The organism is Natrarchaeobius versutus (assembly GCF_041205745.1).
Lineage (GTDB): Archaea > Halobacteriota > Halobacteria > Halobacteriales > Natrialbaceae > Natrarchaeobius > Natrarchaeobius versutus.
This window is the reverse complement of record NZ_JBGFCC010000006.1, coordinates 208,247-230,609: the sequence shown is the minus strand read 5'-3', so window position 1 is coordinate 230,609 and position 22,363 is coordinate 208,247. Positions and strand designations below refer to the sequence as shown.

General features: G+C 62.8%; 17 protein-coding genes. 4 read left to right on the top strand and 13 right to left on the bottom strand.

What is annotated here, in order from left to right; translation table 11 throughout:
* Positions 1-28: 28 nt before the first annotated feature.
* Positions 29-238 (top strand): HalOD1 output domain-containing protein, encoded by a 210-nt coding sequence (locus AB7C87_RS15005; protein ID WP_369730295.1) that lies wholly within the window; start codon positions 29-31, stop codon positions 236-238.
* Between the two features lie 100 nt (positions 239-338).
* The gene (locus AB7C87_RS15000) at positions 339-1,592 is read left to right on the top strand and encodes a tRNA (N(6)-L-threonylcarbamoyladenosine(37)-C(2))-methylthiotransferase (protein ID WP_369730294.1); all 1,254 of its coding nucleotides are present in this window, start codon (positions 339-341) and stop codon (positions 1,590-1,592) included.
* On the opposite strand, the gene AB7C87_RS14995 is transcribed toward AB7C87_RS15000, so the two are convergent.
* Positions 1,589-1,834, bottom strand: coding sequence for a hypothetical protein (locus tag AB7C87_RS14995; RefSeq protein WP_369730293.1), 246 nt, complete (start codon positions 1,832-1,834; stop codon positions 1,589-1,591). The genes AB7C87_RS15000 and AB7C87_RS14995 overlap by 4 nt on opposite strands.
* Positions 1,835-1,896: 62 nt before the next feature.
* Positions 1,897-2,439 (bottom strand): HIT family protein, encoded by a 543-nt coding sequence (locus AB7C87_RS14990; protein ID WP_369730292.1) that lies wholly within the window; start codon positions 2,437-2,439, stop codon positions 1,897-1,899.
* A 262-nt stretch (positions 2,440-2,701) separates the two neighbouring features.
* On the opposite strand from AB7C87_RS14990, the gene AB7C87_RS14985 reads away from it, so the two are divergent.
* The gene (locus AB7C87_RS14985; RefSeq protein WP_369730291.1) at positions 2,702-2,902 is read left to right on the top strand and encodes a DUF7835 family putative zinc beta-ribbon protein; all 201 of its coding nucleotides are present in this window, start codon (positions 2,702-2,704) and stop codon (positions 2,900-2,902) included.
* A 315-nt stretch (positions 2,903-3,217) separates the two neighbouring features.
* Here the strand turns inward: AB7C87_RS14985 and map are convergent, their stop codons facing one another.
* Together map and AB7C87_RS14975 are read right to left on the bottom strand one after the other, a co-directional pair.
* A complete protein-coding gene (gene map, locus AB7C87_RS14980) occupies positions 3,218-4,114 on the bottom strand; it encodes a type II methionyl aminopeptidase (RefSeq protein ID WP_369730290.1) in 897 nt (298 codons plus the stop codon).
* 318 nt (positions 4,115-4,432) lie between these two features.
* Positions 4,433-5,326, bottom strand: a complete 894-nt coding sequence (locus AB7C87_RS14975) for an isoaspartyl peptidase/L-asparaginase (protein WP_369730406.1) — start codon at positions 5,324-5,326, stop codon at positions 4,433-4,435.
* A gap of 127 nt (positions 5,327-5,453) precedes the next feature.
* On the opposite strand from AB7C87_RS14975, the gene AB7C87_RS14970 reads away from it, so the two are divergent.
* Positions 5,454-5,786 (top strand): hypothetical protein, encoded by a 333-nt coding sequence (locus tag AB7C87_RS14970; RefSeq protein WP_369730289.1) that lies wholly within the window; start codon positions 5,454-5,456, stop codon positions 5,784-5,786.
* Between the two features lie 485 nt (positions 5,787-6,271).
* On the opposite strand, the gene AB7C87_RS14965 is transcribed toward AB7C87_RS14970, so the two are convergent.
* The 9 genes from AB7C87_RS14965 to AB7C87_RS14925 form a co-directional block, all read right to left on the bottom strand.
* The gene (locus AB7C87_RS14965) at positions 6,272-7,816 is read right to left on the bottom strand and encodes a cellulase family glycosylhydrolase (RefSeq protein ID WP_369730288.1); all 1,545 of its coding nucleotides are present in this window, start codon (positions 7,814-7,816) and stop codon (positions 6,272-6,274) included.
* A 44-nt stretch (positions 7,817-7,860) separates the two neighbouring features.
* Positions 7,861-9,552 carry a hypothetical protein gene (locus tag AB7C87_RS14960; protein WP_369730287.1) on the bottom strand — a complete coding sequence of 564 codons (1,692 nt, stop codon included), beginning with the start codon at positions 9,550-9,552 and terminating at the stop codon, positions 7,861-7,863.
* 165 nt (positions 9,553-9,717) lie between these two features.
* Positions 9,718-10,416 (bottom strand): hypothetical protein, encoded by a 699-nt coding sequence (locus AB7C87_RS14955; protein ID WP_369730286.1) that lies wholly within the window; start codon positions 10,414-10,416, stop codon positions 9,718-9,720.
* Positions 10,417-10,558: 142 nt separating this feature from the next.
* Positions 10,559-11,731: a twin-arginine translocation signal domain-containing protein gene (locus AB7C87_RS14950; protein WP_369730285.1), complete on the bottom strand. Its 1,173-nt coding sequence runs from the start codon at positions 11,729-11,731 to the stop codon at positions 10,559-10,561.
* 35 nt (positions 11,732-11,766) lie between these two features.
* On the bottom strand, positions 11,767-13,389 hold the full coding sequence (locus tag AB7C87_RS14945; RefSeq protein ID WP_369730284.1) for a glycoside hydrolase family 5 protein: 1,623 nt from the start codon (positions 13,387-13,389) through the stop codon (positions 11,767-11,769).
* Positions 13,390-13,495: 106 nt separating this feature from the next.
* Positions 13,496-15,655 carry a cellulase family glycosylhydrolase gene (locus AB7C87_RS14940; RefSeq protein WP_369730283.1) on the bottom strand — a complete coding sequence of 720 codons (2,160 nt, stop codon included), beginning with the start codon at positions 15,653-15,655 and terminating at the stop codon, positions 13,496-13,498.
* Between the two features lie 141 nt (positions 15,656-15,796).
* Positions 15,797-17,536, bottom strand: a complete 1,740-nt coding sequence (locus AB7C87_RS14935; RefSeq protein WP_369730282.1) for an endo-1,4-beta-xylanase — start codon at positions 17,534-17,536, stop codon at positions 15,797-15,799.
* 280 nt (positions 17,537-17,816) lie between these two features.
* Complete coding sequence (locus AB7C87_RS14930) at positions 17,817-20,183, bottom strand: fibronectin type III domain-containing protein (RefSeq protein ID WP_369730281.1); 2,367 nt, start codon at positions 20,181-20,183, stop codon at positions 17,817-17,819.
* A 218-nt stretch (positions 20,184-20,401) separates the two neighbouring features.
* Positions 20,402-22,198 carry a cellulase family glycosylhydrolase gene (locus tag AB7C87_RS14925; RefSeq protein WP_369730280.1) on the bottom strand — a complete coding sequence of 599 codons (1,797 nt, stop codon included), beginning with the start codon at positions 22,196-22,198 and terminating at the stop codon, positions 20,402-20,404.
* Positions 22,199-22,363: the final 165 nt, after the last annotated feature.

The window sequence follows — 22,363 nt, the reverse complement described above, 5'->3', positions numbered from 1 at the left end:
TATCACCATCGACTCGTCTCGCAATTCAATGATCCAAGACGTGATCCGTACAATCGCGGGCAGAGAACGCACTCGAGTCGAAAATCTCGAGCCATTGTACGAGTCGATCGACACGGATGCGCTAGCACGTCTCGTCACCGGCGACCGACCCGCCGACCGGATCGAGTTCAACTACGCCGGCTATCGAATTATCATCGCACCAGACGACGGATGGCTCGTCCTCGAAGAGACACACTAAGTCACCGAGCACCGGTCGACGATCCCGGTGACTCGCTGGTACCTCGCTCGTGATCCGTCGGGCTTTTGGCCGCTCGCGCCCGACGATGGGATAACCGCGAATGGCCCGGTATCACATCGAAACCTACGGCTGTACGTCGAATCGCGGCGAGAGCCGCGAGATCGAGCGACGCCTGCGCGATGCGGGCCACTACCGGGTCGACGGCCCCGACGAGGCCGACGTCGCCATCTTGAACACCTGTACCGTCGTCGAGAAGACCGAACGGAACATGCTCCGCCGGGCCGAGGAACTCGCCGACGAGACGGCGGACCTCTACATCACCGGCTGTATGGCCCTCGCCCAGGGCGAGGAGTTCCGGGAGGCCGAAATCGACGGCGACGTGCTCCACTGGGACGAGGTTCCCCAGGCGGTCACCAACGGCGAGTGCCCGACGACGACCCCGGACGCCGACCCCATCTTAGACGGCGTCGTCGGCATCCTCCCGATCGCTCGAGGCTGTATGTCCGACTGCTCCTATTGCATCACGAAGCACGCGACCGGCAAGATCGAGTCGCCGCCGGTCGAGGAGAACGTCCGCAAGGCCGAGGCGCTGGTCCACGCCGGGGCGAAGGAGATCCGTATCACGGGCCAGGACACCGGCGTCTACGGCTGGGATACGAGCGAACGAAAGCTCCACCGACTGCTCGAGGAGATCTGTGCGATCGACGGCGACTTCCGCGTCCGCGTGGGGATGGCCAACCCCAAGGGCGTCCACGGCATCCGCGAAGAGCTGGCGGCCGTCTTCGCCGACCACGAGAAACTCTACGACTTCCTGCACGCCCCCGTCCAATCGGGCTCCGACGACGTCTTAGGCGACATGCGCCGCCAGCACCAGGTCGCCGAATACCTCGAGGTGATCGAGACGTTCGACGCGTCCCTCGAGTACTGGACGCTCTCGACCGATTTCATCGTCGGCTTCCCGACCGAGACCGACCACGACCACGAACAGTCGATGGCGTTACTCCGCGAGACTCGACCCGAGAAGGTCAACGTCACCCGCTTCTCGAAGCGCCCCGGCACCGATGCCGCGAAGATGAAAGGCCTCGGCGGCACGATCAAGAAGGAGCGCTCGACGGAGATGAGCGCCGCAAAGCGCGAAATCGTCGGCGACGCCTACGAGGCGATGGTCGGCGAGCGTCGCGAGGACTGTCTCGTCGTCGAGGAGGGAACCGCCGACTCCGTCAAGTGTCGCGACTCCGCCTACCGGCAGATCATCGTCCAAAACTCGAGCGAGCACGGACTCGAGCCCGGCGACTTCGTCGACCTCGACGTGACGGCCCACGAGACGATGTACGCGTTCGGCGAACCCGTCTAGGAGTTCTCCGCGATCCGCTCGAGGGCGACGACCATTCGACGGAAGAGCCGAGCGAACTCGACGAGCCACTGGATCACGACGTAGCCGAACAGGATCAGCGCCACGAGAAGGGCGCCGATAAGGAGGTTCATCGTCAGGATCGCGTAGGCACTGATCGCGAGGACGACGATCCCGAGAACGATCTCCGGGAGTCCGATGGAACCCGTTCGAGCGGATCCACCATTCGAACTGACAGTGTCCATGTTGCCGACAGTCAGTGACGCCGAGTGTATACTTTCTGACCGACACGTGACCGTCGGCGAACTCACTCGAGGACGACGGCCGAGTCTTCGTCCGGAACGGTCGCACCCTCCTGGGCGGCGAACGCCTCGTGAAGCCTGTCGTAGGTGTCCTCGAGCGCCTCGACGATCACCGACGTCTCGCCGATGACGGGCATGAAGTTGGTATCGCCCTGCCAGCGCGGGACGACGTGGGTGTGGAGGTGGTCGCCGATCGAGCCGCCGGCCGCACCCGATCCGAGGTTCAGCCCCGCGTTGAAGCCGTCCGGCTCGAGGGCGACCTCGAGGGCGTCGAACGTCCGCTGTTTCAGCCGCGCGTGATCGAGCAGTTGCTCGTCGGTCAGTTCCGCGTACTCGCCGGTGTGTTCGCGGGGAATGACCATCACGTGGCCGGGGTTGTACGGGTAGTTGTTCAGGAGCACGAACGAGTGCTCGCTTCGAGCCACGAGCAGGTTCTCCCGATCGTCGTCGCGTTCGGGAAACGCACAGAAGACACAGCCCTCGACGTCGTCGTTTTTTCCCTCACGTCTGATCCACTCGATACGCCACGGGGCGAACACCTGGTCCATACCCGATACCACTCGAGCGTCGTCAAAAGACGTTCGGCGTGGGCCGGTCCGCGGTCACCAGGAGGATTACTGTCGGAAGTCTCGAGCGGTAATATATCGTTACCTCGTTCCCACAATTGAAAATGGGGGATTAGAAGACAGATTGAACGGTGTCGAACCGTCTCGATTGGCCACAGACGTCGAAATACGCCGCGTCGCGTCTCGACTCACGATTCGATATGAAGCGTGGGTTTAAGACAGTACTATCGGAACTAACCCGTCAATGGCAACGACAGACGACTCATTCAACGGGATGACCGAACACTGTGAACGCTGCGACCTGGAGACGCTCCACGAAGTCTCGGTGCAGATTCGAACCGAGAGCATGAAAGAGGAGAACGCGCAGTTTTCCCGCGAGCCATACCGCGTGAGCGAGTGCCAGCAGTGTGGTCACCGGACGAGCCAGCGGATGAACAACGCCTGATCAAAGCGAGCCCCCGAACCAAACGAGATCACACCGGTCACCCGTTCTCTGCAACCGACGCTCTCCTTCGACGCTCGACGACGATACCGCAGGTTCCGTGACACGTCACGAGGGTCGAATCGGTGAGAACAGGTCGTCGACCGTCTCGAACCAATTCAGCCGGTGGTCACTTCACAGCCGGACCGACTCAGCCGGTGGTCACTTCACAGCCGGACCGACTCAGCCGGTGGTCACTTCACAGCCGGACCGACTCAGCCGGTGGTCACTTCACAGCCGGACCGACTCAGCCGGTGGTCACTTCACAGCCGGACCGACTCAGCCGGTGGTCACTTCACAGCCGTCCTCGGTGATGATGAGCGTATGCTCTTTCTGGCTGACCAGGAAGCCGTCGTCTTCTTTGAGGACCGGATAGCCGTGGACGATATCGCTTCGTTTGAGCCGGCGAAGCGCCATCTCCGCACGATCCGTCTCGAGCCATCGGGTCGCAAACGGGAGCGTTCGGAACTCCTCGGTAATCTGTGACAGCGCGTCACGAGCCTGGCGATTCCGGACGTTGCCCTCCCGCTCGAGCGAAAAGATCTCCTCGCTTGCACCCTCCGAGACTTTGCCGCCGCCGTCGGTCGCGAACGGTTCGATCGCAACGACGTCGCCGACCTCGAGGGTCGTTCCCTGTGAGACCGCCCGATTCGGAATATTCGGGCTGGTGTGTTGTTCCCAGTGACCGAGGCCGTGACCGGTGAGGTTGACGACGGGGTTGAAGCCGTAGCCGTCGATCACGTCCTCGATCTCGGCGCCGATCTCCCCGGTCTCGATACCTGGCTCGATGACGTCGATCGCGGCCTCTAGGGCCTCTTCAGGTGCCTCCGCCAGCTCCGGGTTACCCGAGAGGTCGACCGTAATCGCCGTGTCGGCGAGCCAGCCGTCGACGTGGACGCCGATATCCAGATTGATCATCTCCTCGCCGAACGTCGACTCGTCGCCGATGGAAGGCGTCGCGTGTGCCGCCTCCTCGTCGATCGAGATGTTGACGGGGAACGCGGGATTTCCGCCGAGTTCGCGGATGCGGTCCTCGGCGTACTCGGCGACCTCGAGATGGCTCGCGCCGACCTCGACGCGCTCGACCGTCTCTTCGCGCACCTGGGCGAGGATCTCACCCGCCTCGCGGTGTTTCTCGTACTGCTCGGACTCCAGATCCACCTCGGATTCGGCCATGCACCGGGGTTAGACCGGTCGACAAAAAGAGGTTCCGCTCCCGCGTGTCGAACGACTCGAGGCGCGAAACCGAGGTCAGAAGACTGGGATCATCCGTTGGCGGGTGCTGAGGAAGATCGAACTATCGGCCGATCGCCGTCAGTCTCGATCGACGTCGGTCCACTCGCAGTCGAGGCAGGCGTCGACCCCCTGTACGTTGGATACGATCGTCTCACAGTGAGGACACCGTTTGGCGGCGTGATACCGTGGCTTCAACATGGTCGTGACCACGAAGTCGACAATTATAAAGATGTGGTAACGACGATCGTCGAACTTATATCAGCTCGAGCGGCGTGCTCGAGCGGTTTGCATCGCCGGGCTGTTGTCGGCGGAACCGACGTTCCCGCGGGCGTCGAGGGTGATTACGCCGGCGGTCGAACCGGTTAGCTCCGCGAACTCCTCGATCGCGAGGTTGGCCGCCGCCTGGGCCTCGAGTCCGCGTTCGACGTGGCCGGCGACGCGACGGGAGAGGGTGACGCGAGCGATGTCCTCGCCGGCGCCGGTCGCGCTGACCGCCGCGGCCGGCGAACAGTAGAAGCCACAGCCGACCTGCGGGACGTCGCCGACGCGGCCGGCGAGTGCGAGCCAGCGACCCCCGGTCGACGTCGCGGCGGCCAGGTCGTCGCCCTCGACGGCGACCGCGCCGACCGTATCGTGATCGAGGTCGTCTCGACGACCGTCGGGATCTGACCGACCGTACCGGTCGCGGATCCACTCGAGGTCGTCCCCGGTGGCGTCGTCGGCCGGGCGCTCGAGGTCGTCCCACCGGTCGCGGGTGCGCTCCGACCAGAGGTCGACGCCGGTCTCGATTCCGTAGCGGTCAGCGAGCGCGACCGCGTGTTCCCCCGAGACGAACCCGTGGGGCGTCTCCTCCATGACGATTCGTGCGACGGCGAGTGCGTGCTCGACGTTCGGCATCGAACACACCGCGCCGACGTTTCGCGCGTCGGTCATGATCCCCGCGTCGGTGCGGATCTCGCCGTCGCTCTGGACTGCGCTCCCGACACCCGCGTTGAACCGGGGTGATGACTCGAGGGCCGCGACGGCCGCCTCGACTGCCTCGACCGGGTTCGAGCGTTCGGAGCCGGCGTCGGCCGCTCGCTCGAGAACCGCCTGTCTCGATTCGGGTTCGTTCGCCACGCCGCCGGCGCCGCCGTGAACCAGCACCTGCATGAACGCATCTGCGGTCGTGAGTTCCATAACGGTTGTCGTGGTGGAAAACGCGTCGACGAACTGGCGTCGCGAGACCGGCGACGAAACCTGTACACTTACGACGGCGGATTGTGAATCGTTGTCGACGATGACACCAGTCGCGATGCTCGCCGGCTTCTGTGCCGTGATGGCAGTGGTCGCAGTCCTGGGACTGGTGACTGACGACGATCGTGATCTCGTCGACGTCGGAACGACGCTGATCGTCGTCGCGATCACGGCGCTTGCATCCTGGTGGCTCGCCTTAGAGGAGGGGTGGCTGGCGCCGACGGGACAGATCGCGTTGCTCGCGGTTGCGGGCCTTCTCGGCGTTCTCGGCGTCGGTCTCGTCGTCCGGTACTGGGATCGAACCGACGTCGCCACGAACGCGAGCAGGCCTTCGGCGGACGACACGACGACTACCGATGGAGACGAATCGGCGTAACGACGACCACTCGAGTGAACGGGAGGCCAGAGCCGCGACTGTGCGATCGGCGTGTCGACCGGTCAGCGGTTCGGGCTTGAAACGCGGTGGCGCTGGTGTCAGTACACATCAGATCACACATCTGTCGTGCGGTCGAGGAGAACAGCGTCCGATGGGTATTGAGTCGTTTTCCGTCATTGCACTCCCGGTCGCGAGTCAGCGGCCAGCAGTATTCGTGTTGCCCACTCAGTGAAAGCGGTGAGTTGATCGGTTCAGCGATTGCGGAACGGGCACTCGGCCTCGCTCGAGTCACAACTCGGCCATCGATCGTGGTCCGTCTCGATCGCGTTCGTGGAAATTATCACACATAATTGCCGAGTGGCTCTGGAGTGGGCGGTCAAACCTCGCACCTGTACGTGCCCCATATCCGATGAACGCGACACGGGCAAAATGGGTTGACCGTCACCGGCGACCGGGTCCGACCGATACCCGGTGGTCGTTGCTCGCTACACCCGGCGAAGCAAGTCGATCACGTCCGCGAAGCCGACGCCGTCGTTCTCGGCGAAGTCGAACGCCCCAGTGTTTTCCTGAACGGCGTCGCCGTCTAAGTTCTCGAAGAACGCGGTCACGTCGTCGTGGGTGGTGTCGCCGCTGCCGGTGAAGTCGTTGTACAACCCGTCGCTCGTCGTATCAGTCGTCTCGTACTCGCCGACCGAAATCGTCTCGTCGCCGTCGTCTCCGTTCCAGTCGCCGCTCTTCTCGGCGACGACGTCGGCGTACTCCTCGATGATGTAGCCCGAATCGCTCGCATAGAGCTGGAAACCGTCGTGATCCGGGGTATCCTCGAGAACGACCTGCCACGGGACGACGGCGTTACAGTCGGCCGCGTCGGCGGCGTCGTACCACTCTTCCAAGAATTCGTGTCGGGTCTCGAGGTCGTGATCGTAAAGATTGACGTTGAACTCGCCGAGATACGCCGGAATTCCCAGTTCGGTGTGAGCGTCTTCGACGCGCTCGGTGATGTAGTCCGCGCCGTCGTGTAAGGAGAGTCGGTCGTCCGGATCGGCCGGGTCGTCGCCCCAGTGGTCGGGGTACAGATGGAACGAGGCGGCGTCAATCGTGTCGTAGGAGTGGTGCTCGAGGTAGTCTTGGCCGTCCCAGTCGTCGTCCGGGTAGTCGTCCTCCCAGTGGCCGTAGTAGTGGCCTTCCGACCCCGTCGAGACGAGGTGATTGTCGTCGAGGTCTTTGATATAAGCGGACATGTCCTGAATCCACTCGCCGAGAATCTCCTGATGTTCCGGCGGCTCGAGAGTGTCCATATCGGCGGGGACGTCGTCCTGCTCAAGGCGCGGTTCGTTCGCGAGTTCCCACATGGCGATGGTTGGGTCCTCGCGCCACTCGAGGCCGCTGTAGGAGTTCTCCCGTGTGAGGATAGTCTCGACGTGGTTGCGGTACATCTCGCGGGTTTCGTCCATCGTATAGAACTCGTACCGGGACTCTGCGCCGGCCCACTCAGCGTACTGGAGCATGCCGCCCTCGTGGTCCCAGTTGTCGACCAAGGCGACGATGAGTTTCATCCCGCGCTCGCGGGCGGCTTCGATCACGTAATCGTGGTGCTCGAGGGCGTCCTCGTTGTAGACGCCGGGTTCGGGCTGGAGCACGAGCTCGCCCTCCTTGGCTTCGCCGTGAGCCCAGATGCGCACGAGGTTGATCCCAAGCTCATCGAAGAGGTCGAAGACGGCGTCGACGCGCTCTTCGGTGGCTTCGTTCGCGTCGTCGTCGGTGATCCAGAAGTTGTTCGCGCCGTTGAAGTAGACGGGTTCGCCGTCGATGACGAACTCCGTTCCATCCGTCTCGACGAACTCGTCAGTCGGAAGCCCGTGGTCTAGCGTCGCTGCGGCCGGCGAGACGCCAGCAATGCCGAGCGTGGCCGCTACTGTGCCCGCGCCAATCGCTTTCATCACGCCGCGGCGGCTCGCTCGAGGTTGGGCCTGTGACTGTGGCTGTGCTGGGTCCGTCTGATCGTCCGTTGGAGTGGTGTGTGGTCTCATTGGAAGTGAAAATCTGTGGTGAGTGGTGGTCGTCGTCGGCTCGCTCAGTTCGTCATCCGGTTGCGCAGATCCAGCGCGTCGAGGAGGTCGTCGTTGCGGTCCATATCCGTCTCGACCTCGACGTGACAGGACTCGACCATCGTCTGGACGAGTTCCTCGCGGGACTGCTCGTCGTCGAAGTGGTCGTTCGCGCTCATGCCGACCTCGAGCGACCAGCGCTGGTTCGGATAGGCCGTTCGCATGTTGTACGGTTCGTCGTGGAACGCGATGCGGATCGCGTAGGCCGACAGCTGGCGCTCTTCGTCGTACACGACCTCGATTACGTCACGCTGTGGATGGCCCCAGCCCGGCTGCGGGCGCTGCTCGTTGTTGAAGTGGCCCGTCCGGAGGTCACCGTTTGCGCCCGAAGGACCGATCCACATGATGACCGCGGCGTTGAGGTGGTACGGAACCGGGCTGAGGTTCTCGAACTCGAGGATCTGGTACCACCAGGCGTTGCTCTCCTCGTGGATCGTCGCGCGACAGTCCATCGGTGCGTTCGCGGTGAAGCCGTCGCCGCCAAGTGGCTCCTCGGTCGCCGGATGGATGCCGTCGCCGAGCAGGCGGATCGGGTTATCGTCGTCGTAGTATCGGTCGTCGGGCAGTCGGTCGGCGGTGGTCCATCCTTCCCAGTCCTCGTGATCGGTCTGGTCGTGGGCGCGATCACGGATCGCCACCTCGTCAGGATCGTAGGAACGCGCATCCGGCGGCCACGGATCCTGAATGAGCGTGTCGGGATCGTTCGTGGCTTCCTGTGGCCCGTAGATTTCGTCCCAGTAGTTCGGCGGCCCGTTGTGCAGCGTGAGCTCCTCAGTTTCGTTGGGCAGGAAGATCAGCCGCGGCAACAACTGGACGATGGCCTGGCGCGGGAACCCCTCCGCCTCGAGTTGGTTGACGTGGTCGATCACGACGTCGCCCATCTCGCCGAACGTAACCGAGCCGTCGCGGGCACCATCGCGGATGGCGTCGAGGTCGACGTTGAAGTAGTCGGCTTTCTCGCTGTCCGGCCAGTTGACCTGATCGTGGTCGCCGTGGCCGTCGCCGAGGTCGCCCGGGAAGTACTCGTCGATCTCGACGGCGTCGCCGTAGCCGCCGTACTCGTAGTCGTCGTAGTACTCGAGCAGTGTCGTCTCCTCGGTGACCACCTGCGGCGGGTCGTCGCCGCCGACACCGTCGCCGACGAACGCGATTTCCTCGAGTTCGATCGCACCGCTTCCTCCGTGCCAGAAGTCGAGTCGGAGCTGTCTGACTGCCGAGCGAGAAACGCCTGCATCCTCGAGGTCGATACTGACGGTATCGAATTCGGTGCCGATCGAATCGTCGGTGAGGTCTGATAGTTGTGCGCGCACGTTACCGACTCGCAGGTCGATCTCGTCTTCCTCCCCGCCGTCGTCTCCGCGGACGACCACCTCGAGTCGGTCGTAGGCCGACAGATCAGCGAGGAGCGTACTCGCGAAGAAGCCGCCGTCGTCGTACTCGAGACGGAGCGCGCCGTCGCCGAGGTCCGCGTCATCGAACGCGGCGTGGCCAGCCCACTCCTCGAGTTCGTTCGCCCCAGGGTAGGCGCTCGATTCGAAGTCGTTGACGACCAGCCCGTCGTCGGACTGTGCGCCGCTGGTGCCGGTCACACTGATGCCGACTGCGCTTGCGGTCACGACAGCGATGCCGCCTTTGAGTACGCTTCGTCGTTTAACCATAGGCTATATACACACGTATTGTCTAATAAATATTTTTAATAACAATAGTGGAATAATATACGTAGCTGTCCGCGGTACCGACTCTCGCAACCGAAGCGTCGATCGACGGGACACATCGCGACGCTGCGACACCACGATGTCGCGACGCCACAGGTCGTCCCTACCCTACACTAGCCGGAGCAGTTCGATCACGTCGGCGAAGCCGACGCGGTCGTTCTCGGCGAAGTCGAACGCGTCGGGGTTGTTCTGGACGCCATCGCCGTCCAGATTCTCGAAGAACGCCGTTACGTCGTCGTGAGTGGTGTCACCGCTGCCGGTGAAATCATTGTGGAGACCGTCCTCGGTCGTATCCCGTGCGTCGTAGTCGCCGACCGCGATGGTCTCTCCCTCACGATCGACGAACCGAATCGCCTCGATCTCGAGCGCGCCGCTGCCGGCGCCCCAGAAGGTCAGCCAGACGTCCTGGACCGACGACGCGTCGACACCGGCGTCAGCCAGGTCGACGCTGACGGTCCCGAACTCGGTCCCGACCGAATCGTCGGTCAGTTCCGAGAGCGGCGCCTCGATATCGTCGATCTCGAGGTAGATGTCGTCCGCTTCACCACCGTCGTCGCCGCGAACGTCGAGCTCCAGGTGCGTGTCCTCGGAGCGATCGGCGCGGACGTTGCTCAGGAACCAGCCCGCATCCTCGTACTCGAGGCGGAGCACGCCATCGACGAGTTCGCCGCTTCCGTCGCCGTTTGCGAGTGCGCCGGCGCTCGAGTACTCGCCGAGACTGTTCTCACCGGGCCACGACGAGAAGTCCTCGAGGACGATACCTGAGGAAGCTGCCTGGATGTGCGTCGCCGCATTGGGTTGGGCCACACCAGTTTGTTGCGGAGCTACCATAGAAAAGAATTATAGATACGGCATTATAAAAATAACTGATGGGTGAACGCGATGATACGTCCCACGACGGCGACAAGCGGCGCCTCCGTCCTCGGGAACGCTTCGCCGTGACAGCGGTTTAGACCCGCCGAAGCAGGTCGATCACGTCCGCGAAGCCGACGCCGTGGTTCTCGGCGAAGTCGAACGCGTCGGGATTGTTCCGGACGGCGTCGTCGTCCAGATGTTCGAAGAACGCCGTCACGTCGTCGTGGGTGGTGTCGCCGCTGCCGGTGAAGTCGTTGTGCAGGCCGTCACCAGTGGCGTCCTCGGCGTCGTACTCGCCGACCCGGATCGGGTCGGGTTCGGCGCCGTTCTCGTCGCCGCTCGCGCTCTCGTAGGTCGTGCCGTTGACCGTCACGTCGAGGGCATTGTAAGTTACATCACCCTGAACGTCCTGCCAGTACTCGTTGCCGACTTCGATACCGCTGAGCCACAGGTCGTCGCGGAGGCCGTAGCGCTCGGTCATGAAGTCGACAATCTCTGTCAGATCGATCTGACCCGAGGTTAGCCCGCCGCTGACGCGGAAGATGTGGAAGTCGGCCTCCGTGCCGCCGCCGTCTTCGTAGACCGCCCAGTAGTCGATCGTGTTGCCGAACTGGTCGGTCCAGACGCCCGGATCGTCGACGCCGCCGTGGCTGTGTTCGTCGCCCCACTCGAGGACGAGCATGATCTCGTGGGTGTGGGTTTCGATCTGCTGGTCGGGCGGCTGTTCCATCAGCCACCACTCCTCGGCGAGGTTCCACTCGCCGCCGGAGACGTCGAGATCGATGTCGACCTCGAGGGTCAACTCCTCGACATCGCCGCGCTGGATCGGGAACGAGTCGGCCCCGCTGTCGTCGCCCCAGGGTTTGGTACCGAGTAAGACCTGCGGATAGTTCGGTTCGCCACCGGCGGGACGGGTGGTCCACTCGTAGCCGTAGCTGCCGTCCTCGGCGAGCCAGCTACACATCTCGAAGCCGTGGTCCTCGACGCTTGCGCCCCAATCGTTGTTGATCAACAGGAAATCGCCGCCGCCGACGTCGATCTCGCCGAAGGAGTCACAGGTTTCCTCGAGTGGCTGTGCGCCGGCAATACCGGTCCCGCCGAGTGCGAGTGCGCCCGCCGTTGTGCCAGTTGCCTGGACGAACCGCCGCCTCGAGAGTGTGCGGCTGGCGTCGTCGGGACTCGCAGTCTCGTCTGGGTCACGCTGTGGGTGGTCGGTCGTCTCGGTTCGGTCACCGTCTGTGTCGTCCGCGTGTGGATTCGAATGCATGGCTGTCTGTCGTGGAGAGTGCTCGAGCGTGCTGTTCAGACCCGTCGAAGCAGTTCGACCACGTCTGCAAAGCCAACATCCTCGTCGTCAGCGAAGTCGAACGCGTCCGGATTGTTCTGGATGCCCTCATCCTCGAGATGCTCGAAGAATGCGGTCACGTCGTGGCTCGTCTCTTCGTCGCCGGTGAAGTCGTTGTGCAGACCGTCACCGGTCGTGTCTTCGGGTGTGTACTCGCCGACCTGAATCGGCTCCGGCTCTGGGTCCGAGCCGCCGCCGTCGCCCGGAAGCCCATCGTCGCGATAGGCCTCGAGTTGTGCTTTGACGTACTCGCCGGCGAACTCGTCGCCGCCGAGTAACTCCCACTCACAAGGCAGGTCCTCGCAGTGGACGGGAATCTCGTCTTCGTAGGGGTGACCGATGGAGTCGGTATCCTCCGGCTGTGTCGGGTCTTCGTCGAGAAACGACCGCGTGAACATGACCGGCCGCCAGATCGGATCGGCACACCAAGCCGTCCAGTGAATCGCGTCGCTCGACTCGAGCCACTCGAAGAACGGGTCGGCAAACTCGCTCGTCCGGCCGTAGAGTTCGGTCGCGCCGGCGTGGGTTGCCTCCCAGCCGAACTCGGTGACGAACACCGGCACCTCCTCGTAGACGCCGTCGGTGCCCATGCCGTCGATGCCGACCTCGTCCCAGGCTTCGTTCTGGCTGACGACGTGGCCCGAGTAGATGTGGTAGGCGTAGGCGAGATTGTCGCCCTCGAAGGGTTCGATGTAGTAGCCCTCCGGGTTCTGGCTCCAACTTGGCGAGCCGACGATGACGATGTTGTCGGCGTGCTCGCGGATCGTATCCACCCACGGCTGGGCTAACTCCTTCCACAGCCGCCAGTTGTCTCTGACCCACTGGCGGTCTACCTCGGCCCACATGCCGGGTTCGGTCGGCTCGTTGTAGACCTCGTAGAGGACGTGGTCGTCGTCGGCGTATCTCGGCGCGACGATCTCCCAGAACATCTCAACTTCTTCCTGCAGGTCCTCGTTGATCGTCCCTTCTTGACTGTCTCCCCACTCACCGTCCCAGCCGTCCTCAGCGTCGGTGTCCGTCCAGTGGCGGTGGAAGTCGACGATGGCGTAGACGCCCAGGTCGCCTAACTGCTCGATGATCGGATCGTAATGCGTCTCGAGGTACTCCTCGAGTTCGGCTTCGGTGAACGCGACTGGGTCCGGCGGGCCGCCGGTGTGGCCGGGTTCGTGCTCGCCGATATCGACCGGCTGGGCGGGCACGCGGATGACTCTGGGATACCAGCCCTGACTCTCGTCGGTCAGTAAGTCGACGACGTGTTCGGCGGCTTTCCCGCGTGCCGGCGCCGTCACGTTCAGGCGCTTCGGATCGGCGATGTTGAGTCCGCGGAGCGTGACGGTGTTGCCCTGCGGATCTTTGATCAGGTTCCCCTCGACGTGGAGCCGCGGCGTCGGAATGCCACGGTCCGTCTCTGCTGCGGCCGACGTTGCCCCTGTGGCGAACCCAGTCGCGAGCGCTCCCGTCACAGCCGTCGACTGCAAGAAGCGCCGGCGCGTTGTCTGTCGGTCATCAGTGACTCCGTTCTCGAGGCGAGTTGCTGACTGGTCGTCTGTCTGCTCGTCTGTCGATGATGCGTATTTCATACCCTCTTACTACTCGTTCTGTGTGCTGACAGATTTCAAATATATGTGAAAATGTGTGCCAGCAGAGTGTGGTTGGAACGCGATACTGGGTCGCTGTGACCGCGGCTTACAGCTGACGCAACAGTTCGGCGACGTCCGAGAAGGTAACGTCACCACTGTCGGTGAAGTCGAACGCCTCGGGGTTGTCCTGGACGCCGTCGTCTTCGAAGTTCTCGAAGAAGGCAGTCACGTCGTCGTGGGTGGTCTCGCCGTCACCGGTGAAGTCGTTGTGCAGGCCGTCGTCGGTCGTATCTCGGACCGTGTACTCGCCGACCTGAATGCCCTCTGCCGCGTCGCCGTTGTAGAGTGTCGGATCGTCGTGGCCGGGGTCGGTCGTTCCCAGATCGAACGGCACCATATCGTCGCGGTGGACCTCGAGTTGCTCTTTGATGTACTCGCCGCTGTGTTCGCCGCCGAGGAGCTCCCACTCGCAGGGCTGGTTCTCCACGTCGGGACACGGCGAGCCGTTCGGAAGCGCCGCCCAGATATCCTCGAGATCGGTGTCGTAGAAGTTGTCGTTGACGAGCACGTCGCCGATGAGGTCACCCTCGTCGGGTCCTTCTGGGAACTCGAACATCGTCGGGTACCAGCGAACGTCAGCACACCAGGCGATCCAGCTGATTCGGTCGTCGTCTTCGATCTGGTCGAAAAAGGGAATGCCGTACTCCGGCAGCGTCCCCTGGCCGGTGGTCGTCCCGCGCAGCCAGTGAGCGACTTCTGGATCGTTGATCCAGCCGAATTCGCTGATCGAGATGTGATGGAAGTCCATCGCGTTCTGCAGGCCAGCGGCTTCGTAGCCTTCCCAGCCGTAACAGGAATCGTCGTAGACGTCCTGCTCCGGCGGGATGTATGGATCAGTCAACTCACCATCTGTCTCTGCGGCGATGTCTTCGTGCCAGCGGTAGTTCGTGTCGTTGAACCAGTTGTTGAGCTGACTTACGTCGTGGCCGGCGTAGTTGTGCCAAGTAACCGCGATGTTGTCGTAGCCGGCGTCGTTGAAGTCGTACCAGTACAGTCCCTGCAGCGACTGACACCAGCCGGGAACGCCGGTGAGCAGGACCTGCTCGGGCTGATGCTGGCGAATCTCGTCGATGATCGGCCCCATGAAGTCGTCGACGAACGTCTCCCACAGCGGCTCCTGTTTGAGCGCACCACAGCCCTCGACTGGACCCCAGATACCCGGTGCAGTCGGTTCGTTGTACGGCTCGAAGACCACGTGCGGTTCGTCGGCGTACCGGTCGGCGACGACGCTCCAGAACAGCAACGCCTCCTCGAGCAGTTCTTCGTTGACCTGCCAGTTGTCGTACTCGTACGGCGTCCCGGGGATGTCGGCTTCGGTATCGATGCCAGCCCAGTCTTCATCCGGATTGTCTCGGTACTGGTGGTCGCCTTCGTTGATGTACGTCGAATCGACGTGGCCCCACGAGGCGGGCGTGGTCTCGTCGAACGAGACGTACTGGTCCTCGTACGTGTTGTACGCCCAGTAGTTCGTGTACGGGCTGTCGTAAGGCAGGTGATTCTCCGCCGCGCCGGGTTCTTCCGTTCCTGGCGGTTGTTCGTGCCAGTGGCGATGGAAGTCGACGATGGCGTAGACGCCTCGCTCCTTACAGCGCTCGACGAGCGGGTCGTAGTAGTTCTCGAGGTAGTCCTCGAGTTCAGATTCGGTGAACGCGACGGGTTGTGGCGGTTGCATTGCCCGTCGGCTGTCGCGAATTGCATCAGGATTCTCGATATCTGGTGCTTCCGAGCGCAGGTTGCCGTCGTCGTCGAAGTACTCCGGACCGGCGTGGCCCATCGGGTGCTCGCCGATGTCCTGTGGCTGGGCGGGTAGGCGGATGGCGCGTGGATACCAGCCCCGGTCGTTGTTGGTCATCATGTCGAGCAACTGCAACGGGGTTTTCCCGCGCAGTTGGCTCGTCCGGTCGAGTCGCTTCGGATCGGGGATGCTGACCCCCCGCATCTTGAACGGCTCACCGGATTCGTTGACGATTCGGTTCTGGCTATCGACCGTCAGGTCGTCGAACTCGCTGATGTTGCCCGCGACGCTGCCAGTCATGCCCGCGCCCAGCCCGAGTGCGGCCGCGCTTGCACCTGCCGTTGCTCGCATCATCGACCGGCGCGACATCTGAATCGTCGGCTGCTCGCTCGCGCGGTCTAACACACGTTGTCTTGTGCTCTCGTCCGTCGATTCGCCCGTTTGTTGTCTGCTGTCGTTGTTGTCGTTCATTGTCGCCTCGTCGGGTCGGTCTCTTGCTGTCTCGCGTTCGCTGCGAAGACGGAGAATTTTACAATATGTATTGTCTTAAAACTAACTAGTATCAAGATAAAATAATATTGGGTATGGGGCGTCGCTCCCGGACGTGACATCCTACACGGCACGAAGCAGTTCGACGACGTCCGCGAAGCCGACCTCGCCGTTTGCAGTGAAATCGAAGTCGTGTGGATTCTGCTGGATTCCATCGTCCTCGAGGTTCTCGAAGAAGGCGGTCACGTCGTCGTGGGTGGTCTGGCCATCACCAGTAAAATCGTTGCGCAGGCCGTCGCCGGTCGTATCTTCGGGTGTGTAGTCGCCGACGACGGGGTCACCGTCGCCGTTCTCGTCGACTGTGATTTCCAACTGCACGGGCGCGTCGGCGTCGGTAACGGAGACCTGCTGGGTCGTCGATTCGCCGTTGACGGTGACCGTGACTTCCTGGTCGCCGTGGAACACTGCCGTCTCGAACTCGCCGCTGGCATCTGTGAGACCCGACTCGTCGGTCCACCACTCGTCGAAGACGAGGTCCACGTACTCCTGATAGGCCGGTTTCTCGTTCCAATTCTCGTCGTACAGCGGCGCGTCCTGATCCTCCTCGAGTTCGTCGCCCCAGTGGATTGGGTCCCAGATTCCCCACATGAGGAAGTCCTCGGCGTCGGGGTGGCTGAAAAACTGCTTCAAGAATAGGTGCATGAACTCGGCCTGTTCGCTTTCGCTCCAGTTGCCCTGGAACATGTCGAACTCGGTCGAGCGCAGGCCCGCCCCGTAGTCGGCGAACCGGTCGAGGCTATCCATGATCTCGCCGGCTTCGAGTCGCTCGTCGTACCCGAAGTGACTCTGGAAGCCGATGCCGTCGAGGTCGATGCCGCGGTCGTTGACCAGATAGTCGATCTGGCGCTCGTAGTCGTCTCGAGTTTCTTCGTAGGGACCGACGAGCGTGTTGTAGTCGTTGACGGCGATATCGACGCCGTGTTGATTCGCGACGTCTTCGGCGTGTTCGTACCAGTCGCCAAGCACCTCGGCGGTGACTGGGTCGACGCCCTGGCCTTCGACGGCTTCGATCATCGCCGTCTCGTGGATGACCTCGTTTTTGATCTCCCACTCCTGTATGTCGTCGCCGTAGTGACCGATGACCGCCTCGATGTGGTTCATCGCCTCGGCAACGACGTAGTCCGGATCGTAGTCCGGCTCGCCAGCTTCCTCCCACTCGCTGGCCCACGGGTCGCCCATCGCCTCGACTACCCGGGGTGGTATCGCCCAGGCGTCGACGTTGCCCCACAGCGCAACGTGACCGCGAACGTCCATATCGCGTTCGCGCGCCCACTCGACTGCCCCGTCGGCGATTTCGGTATTCTCCTCCCAGAGGTGCCACTTGTGGACGTTCTCGAGGACGATCATGTTGAAGTGGCCCTCGATTGCCGCTTCGTAGTTCTGCCTGTCAGTCTCGCTGTAGATATCGTCCCCCCACTCACTGCCCTCGAGGAGGAACTCGGCGTGGACGGCCGTCCCGAACCCGAACTCGTGTTCTTGCTGTTCGATCTCGACCGTTGCGTCCGCGACAGGGGAGCCGTCCTCGGTCTCGACGCTGACTTCGAGGTCACCCATTCGGTGGTGTTCGATTCGCTCGTCGGCCGCAGCCTCCCACGACTCCTGTGCGAGGGCACTTCCAGTAGCGCCAGCACCAACTCCGAGTCCACCGAGTCCGCTGACCAGTCCTGCAAACCCGATCCCTCGCAGGTAGTCGCGTCGCTCGAGAGCCGTTGTTGACTCCTGGTCGTCGTCTCGACCTGTGAGTGGTTCGTCCCCGGACGCTGCGTCCTCGCCGTGTTCTCCGTGCGTCGTCTTGGATTTCATGTGTCTCATATATCGTGTCACCATCTCGCTCGAGTGATCGATCACACCGGTTGCAGACGGTATCGGGCCACACCTCGAGTGCACTTGTGATCGGATCACTCGATCGCCATTTATATCTAATGGTAATTAGTATAAATATTATCCGGGTGGGTTAGAAGTTTTGTAGACGGCAAAACCATCCGATCGTTCTGTCGAACGGATGGCGCCACGCGCCGGCTGTGTGGTGTGTCGTCCGCAACAGGTCGGGATATCAGTTATCCCGCTGTCGGTTCCACTCCGATCAGGAAACGGTGATTTCGACTTCGTCAGTCGACTGACGACCGAGCTGGTCCGTCGCGGTGAGCGTTACCGTGTAGGTCCCGCTCGAGTCGTAGGTGTGGTCGTTCCACCAGCCACTGCCGGTCGTGCCGTCGCCGAAGTCCCACTCGAGGGATTCGATCCAGGCGTCGTTCGGTGACGTGTCGCTGACGCTGAACTCGAGGCGCTCGCCGGCCGAGACGGACGTACTCGAGGGCTGCAGTTCGGCTAGATCGTCTTCGAGCGGAATCTCGCCGTCGAGTGGTTCCCAGGTGCCGTTGACGTCGTACTCGGGCTCTTGACCCTCGTTCGTCCACTTGGCTTCCCAGTTTTCGCCGTCCCAGGAGACGCGGTCGCCTTGCTGGTAGAGGACGTCCGGTTCCCAGGTTGGGTAGTCGCCCGGTTCGCCTGGGTCGGTGTCGTCCTCGTCGGTCGTTGCCGTCACCGTCGCGGTGTCGGTTTCCTCGCCGTCGTCGTCGACAGCGCTGACGCCGATCTCGTAGCTGGTGTCGTCATCGAGACCCGTGATCGTCGCGCTGGTGGTCGTGGTGTCGCTGTCGAGGGTCCCCTCGAGGTAGACGTTGAAGCTGGCCGCGTTCGCGTCGGCGCTCCACGAGACCTCGATCGAACTCTCGGTCGTCGAGACGACCTCGAGGTCCTCGGGGACGACCGGCGCTTCGTCGACCGGCTCACCCACGACCGAGAGGATGGCAGATTCGGTCTCAGCAACGATATCGTCGTCATCGAGATCCTCGAGACGGACAACTTCGACCTCGATGTCGGTGTCGCCGTTTGCCTGTCCCTCGAGTTCGACGTGACCGAACTCGATGTCGGTCGTGCCGGGGTCGAGCGGTTCGATGGCGCTCAGGCGGACGGTGTCGCCTTCGATATCGACGTAGCTGATCGGGCTGGAGGTGTCCGGGAACGGCTCGCTGATGTCCGCATCGGTGATCGCTACGATGCTGTCGTCGATACTGAGATCGACGGTAAAGCCGAGCAGGCCGTCTGGTGCCTCGGTGAGGCCGAGGTCGACGGTCGTCGTCTCATCGGTGTCGATCTCGTCGTCAGCGGGGTCGACCGTGACCGTCGGCGTTTCCGGTGGGTCCTCACCAGTTACGCGCAGCGATTCGGACTGGGTTTCTGCTGCGATATCGTCGTCGTCGAGATCCTCGAGACGGACGACTTCGACCTCGATGTCGGTCTCGCCGTCGGCTTCGCCCTCGAGTTCGACGTGACCGAACTCGATGTCGGTCGTGCCGGGGTCGAGCGGTTCGATGGCGCTCAGGCGGACGGTGTCGCCCTCGATATCGACGTAGCTGATCGGGCTGGAGGTGTCTGGGAACGGCTCGCTGATATCTGCATCGGCAATCGAGACGATGCTGTCGTCGATGGTGAGATCGACGGTAAAGCCGAGCAGGCCGTCTGGTGCCTCCGAGAGGCCGAGGTCGACGGTCGTCGTCTCGTCAGTTTCGATCTCGCCGTCTGCCAGATCGACGGTTACCGTCGTCGTTTCCGGCGGCTCGTCGTCTTCCTCGTCGGTCGTCGCTGAGACCGTCGTCGTACTCGTCTCGTCGCCGTCGTCGCCGACAGCGCTGACGCCGATTTCGTACTCGGTGTCGGCGTCGAGACCGGTCAGCGTTGCGTCGGTGGCACTGGTTTCGTCCTCGAGGCTGCCATCGAGATACACGTTGTAGCTGGTCGCGTTCGCGTCGGCGCTCCAGTCGACTTCGATGGAACTCTCGCTCGTCGAGACGACCTCGAGATCCGTCGGCGTACTCGGTGGCGATGGATCGTCGTCGGGCTCGCCAACGGTCAGCGTCGGGGCGTCGTGGTTGGCTTCCCTGACGACGTTGCTGTCCGGATCCGTGAGTGCGAATTCATCGAGTTCGAGGGTCGTTTCGCCCTCATCTTGGGCTTCGAGGTGATAGGTCCCGATTTCGACTTCGGATTCCTCGATGTCGGCGATCCGTGTGAGCATGATCGAGTCGACGCCGCCGCCTGCCTCCTCGATCTCGTCGTTCAGCTCGAGTTCGAGCAACGAGTTATTGATGTCGATTTCAGTAATCAGTGCAACGTCGGGGTCGACCTCGAGCGTGACGTTTGCACCGGCCGAGCCGACTGGCACGTCCTCGAGTGAAACCGTTGCGGTCGTCGTCTCACCGGGATCGACCTGCTCGTCAGCCAGTTCGGTGACGATGGTTGAAACGTCCTGTGCGGATGCTGCTGAGGCACCGAGTGTGAGCGCGCCTGCGCTCGCGCCGGCGGCTTTGATGAACGTCCGGCGTGAGGTCGGTGTGCGGTCTTCTGTGGGCTCTTCGTCTGTCGCGTGGTTCGTGGTGTCGTCGTTCATTCTGGGGGACTCCTCGCTTGCTGTCTCCGATTCCACGCTGGTGGTCTCCGATACTGCCCGTGCCCGCCAGCGATGGATGGAGAACATATTACAGCTATTACCCGACAGATAATAAGATTTTTTATCATCTGAATAAATTAATATTAGAGCTGTTCTCCAGAATAGAATGGGTGTTGGTCGACGCTGACCTGCGGCGTCTCGACGGCGTCGCTGTGTGCTCAGACGTGGTTGAGCATCTCTACGATATCCGCGAACCCGACCTCGCCGTCTCCGGCGAAGTCGAACGCGTCGGGATTGGTCTGGACGTTTTCGTCCTCGAGATTCTCGAAGAAGGCGGTCACGTCGTCGTGGGTGGTTTCGCCGTCGCCGGTGAAGTCGTTGTGCAGGCCGTCGTCGGTGGTGTCCTCAGCGGTGTGCTCGCCGACCTGGATACCGTCGCCGGTCTCGCCGATCGGATCCGGACCCTCGTGCAGCGGGTTCTTGCTGTTGTCGGCGTCGGGGTACGGCTCGTCGCCGGGTGCGAACTCGTCGCGGTCGCCGGCCATCTGCTGATTCCACTCGTGCCACCAGACACCGGGTGTCTCGTCGTTGAGGTAGTTCATCCAGTCGTCGGCATCGGGTGCGCCGGACTGACCGCCCGGACCGGGGTCACCGTGTTCGAACATGTGTGGCTCCCAACTGTGATCGAAACACCAGGCCAGTGGATGCACGTCGTACTCCATGAGGAACTCCTCGTAGCCCTGGATGAACGGCTCACAGTCGGCGTCTTCGGGGTCCTGATCCGGATCGGTGGTACAGTCCATCCACGGCGTATCGACTTCCTTGCCGCCGCCTTCGATCCAGCCGAACTCGCTGAAGAAGATCGGGACGTGCTCGGACGGTTCGCCGATGTAGTCGCCCAGCGGCCGCATGTCCTGTTGGGTGTAGACGTGGGCCGTGTAACACATGTTTTCGGCGTCGAACTCGTTGTACGGCGCCCAGTAGGCGTACTGGCTCCAGCGTGGGCTGCCGATCGTGATGAGGTGGCCAGGTGCGTTGTCCTCGACCGTGTCGACCCACGGCTGCGCCCGTTCGCGCCAGAGGTCGTACCAGGCTTTCATCTCGTCCACTCGGACGTCGTAGTCCCCTTCCGCGTCTCCAGGTGCCTCCTCCGGGAAGGAGAGTTCGCCCGCCTGTCGTTCCGGGCCGCCCCAGTCGCCGCCGTACGGACCGGTCGGTTCGTTGTAGACGTCGAAGATGACGTGGTGGTCTCCCGCGTACCGGTCGGCGACGACCTCCCAGAACGTGTGCAGTTCCTCGTCGAGTGCGTTCGAGACCTCCGGCGGCTCGAGGTAGATGTCGTCCTCGTCTAAGTCGTACGCCTCGAGAATGTTTTGCTCGTCGATGAGGGCCCAGATGTCGTCGACCTGGTCCTCGCCGTGCCAGAGCGGGCCGCGTTCGCCACAGACTTCCGGGTTGCGCCAGTCTTCGCCGCCGTCCGAATCACACTGCCAGGTGTCGTAGGGAATGTCGTGGCCCGCGTGGTCTTCCTGGTGGAAGACCGGATAGTGGCGGTGGTAGTCGATCATCACGTAGGCGCCGCGCTCGGCGCCCATGTCGACGAGTTCGTCGAGATAGGTCTGACAGTACCACTCGACATCGCTCGCGTCGAACGAGCCAGGCAGCAGCGGCCCCCAGTCGTCCCCGTGGGGCATCTGTCCGGGTTCCGGCGCCTGCGTACCGGCGGCGATGAACTCGGCCTGGACGGGGATGCGGACGATATTCGTGTACCAACCTTCGCTTTCGTCGGTCGCCAGTTCGAACGTCTCGGGTGCGGTCTGGCCGCGCCAGTCACGGCTCTGTTCGCCGGGATCGGCGATGTTGACGCCCCGCAGGATAACCTCGTTCCCGCTCGGATCGACGATCTTGTTCCCGTCGCGCGCCAGCGGCGGGAGTTCGACGTCCTGGGCCGCCGCGCTGCCGGCGACGGTCCCGAGACCGCCAACCGCCAGCACGCTCGCACCGGTCGCCTTCATGATGGTTCGACGCGACGTCGATATGCTTCGATGTCCGCCGCTCGTCTGTTCGCCTCGATCGGATGGATTCGTATTCTCGGTCATAGTCTTCGTCTGCATCCCGCGACGAGACGCGCCGTCTAGCCGCGATAGATGTAGGGTCTTCGACGACCCTCCAGACATACT

Excerpts from the sequence above, each read along its gene's own strand:
- AB7C87_RS14950 (WP_369730285.1), bottom strand. The coding sequence starts at position 11,731 with ATGCATTCGAATCCACACGCGGACGACACAGACGGTGACCGAACCGAG.
- AB7C87_RS14985 (WP_369730291.1), top strand. The coding sequence starts at position 2,702 with ATGGCAACGACAGACGACTCATTCAACGGGATGACCGAACACTGTGAA.
- AB7C87_RS14930 (WP_369730281.1), bottom strand. The coding sequence starts at position 20,183 with ATGAACGACGACACCACGAACCACGCGACAGACGAAGAGCCCACAGAA.
- AB7C87_RS14935 (WP_369730282.1), bottom strand. The coding sequence starts at position 17,536 with ATGAAATCCAAGACGACGCACGGAGAACACGGCGAGGACGCAGCGTCC.
- AB7C87_RS15000 (WP_369730294.1), top strand. The coding sequence starts at position 339 with ATGGCCCGGTATCACATCGAAACCTACGGCTGTACGTCGAATCGCGGC.
- AB7C87_RS14995 (WP_369730293.1), bottom strand. The coding sequence starts at position 1,834 with ATGGACACTGTCAGTTCGAATGGTGGATCCGCTCGAACGGGTTCCATC.
- map (WP_369730290.1), bottom strand. The coding sequence starts at position 4,114 with ATGGCCGAATCCGAGGTGGATCTGGAGTCCGAGCAGTACGAGAAACAC.
- AB7C87_RS14965 (WP_369730288.1), bottom strand. The coding sequence starts at position 7,816 with ATGAGACCACACACCACTCCAACGGACGATCAGACGGACCCAGCACAG.
- AB7C87_RS14940 (WP_369730283.1), bottom strand. The coding sequence starts at position 15,655 with ATGAACGACAACAACGACAGCAGACAACAAACGGGCGAATCGACGGAC.
- AB7C87_RS14990 (WP_369730292.1), bottom strand. The coding sequence starts at position 2,439 with ATGGACCAGGTGTTCGCCCCGTGGCGTATCGAGTGGATCAGACGTGAG.
- AB7C87_RS14925 (WP_369730280.1), bottom strand. The coding sequence starts at position 22,198 with ATGAAGGCGACCGGTGCGAGCGTGCTGGCGGTTGGCGGTCTCGGGACC.
- AB7C87_RS15005 (WP_369730295.1), top strand. The coding sequence starts at position 29 with ATGATCCAAGACGTGATCCGTACAATCGCGGGCAGAGAACGCACTCGA.
- AB7C87_RS14960 (WP_369730287.1), bottom strand. The coding sequence starts at position 9,552 with ATGGTTAAACGACGAAGCGTACTCAAAGGCGGCATCGCTGTCGTGACC.
- AB7C87_RS14945 (WP_369730284.1), bottom strand. The coding sequence starts at position 13,389 with ATGAAATACGCATCATCGACAGACGAGCAGACAGACGACCAGTCAGCA.
- AB7C87_RS14970 (WP_369730289.1), top strand. The coding sequence starts at position 5,454 with ATGACACCAGTCGCGATGCTCGCCGGCTTCTGTGCCGTGATGGCAGTG.
- AB7C87_RS14975 (WP_369730406.1), bottom strand. The coding sequence starts at position 5,326 with ATGCAGGTGCTGGTTCACGGCGGCGCCGGCGGCGTGGCGAACGAACCC.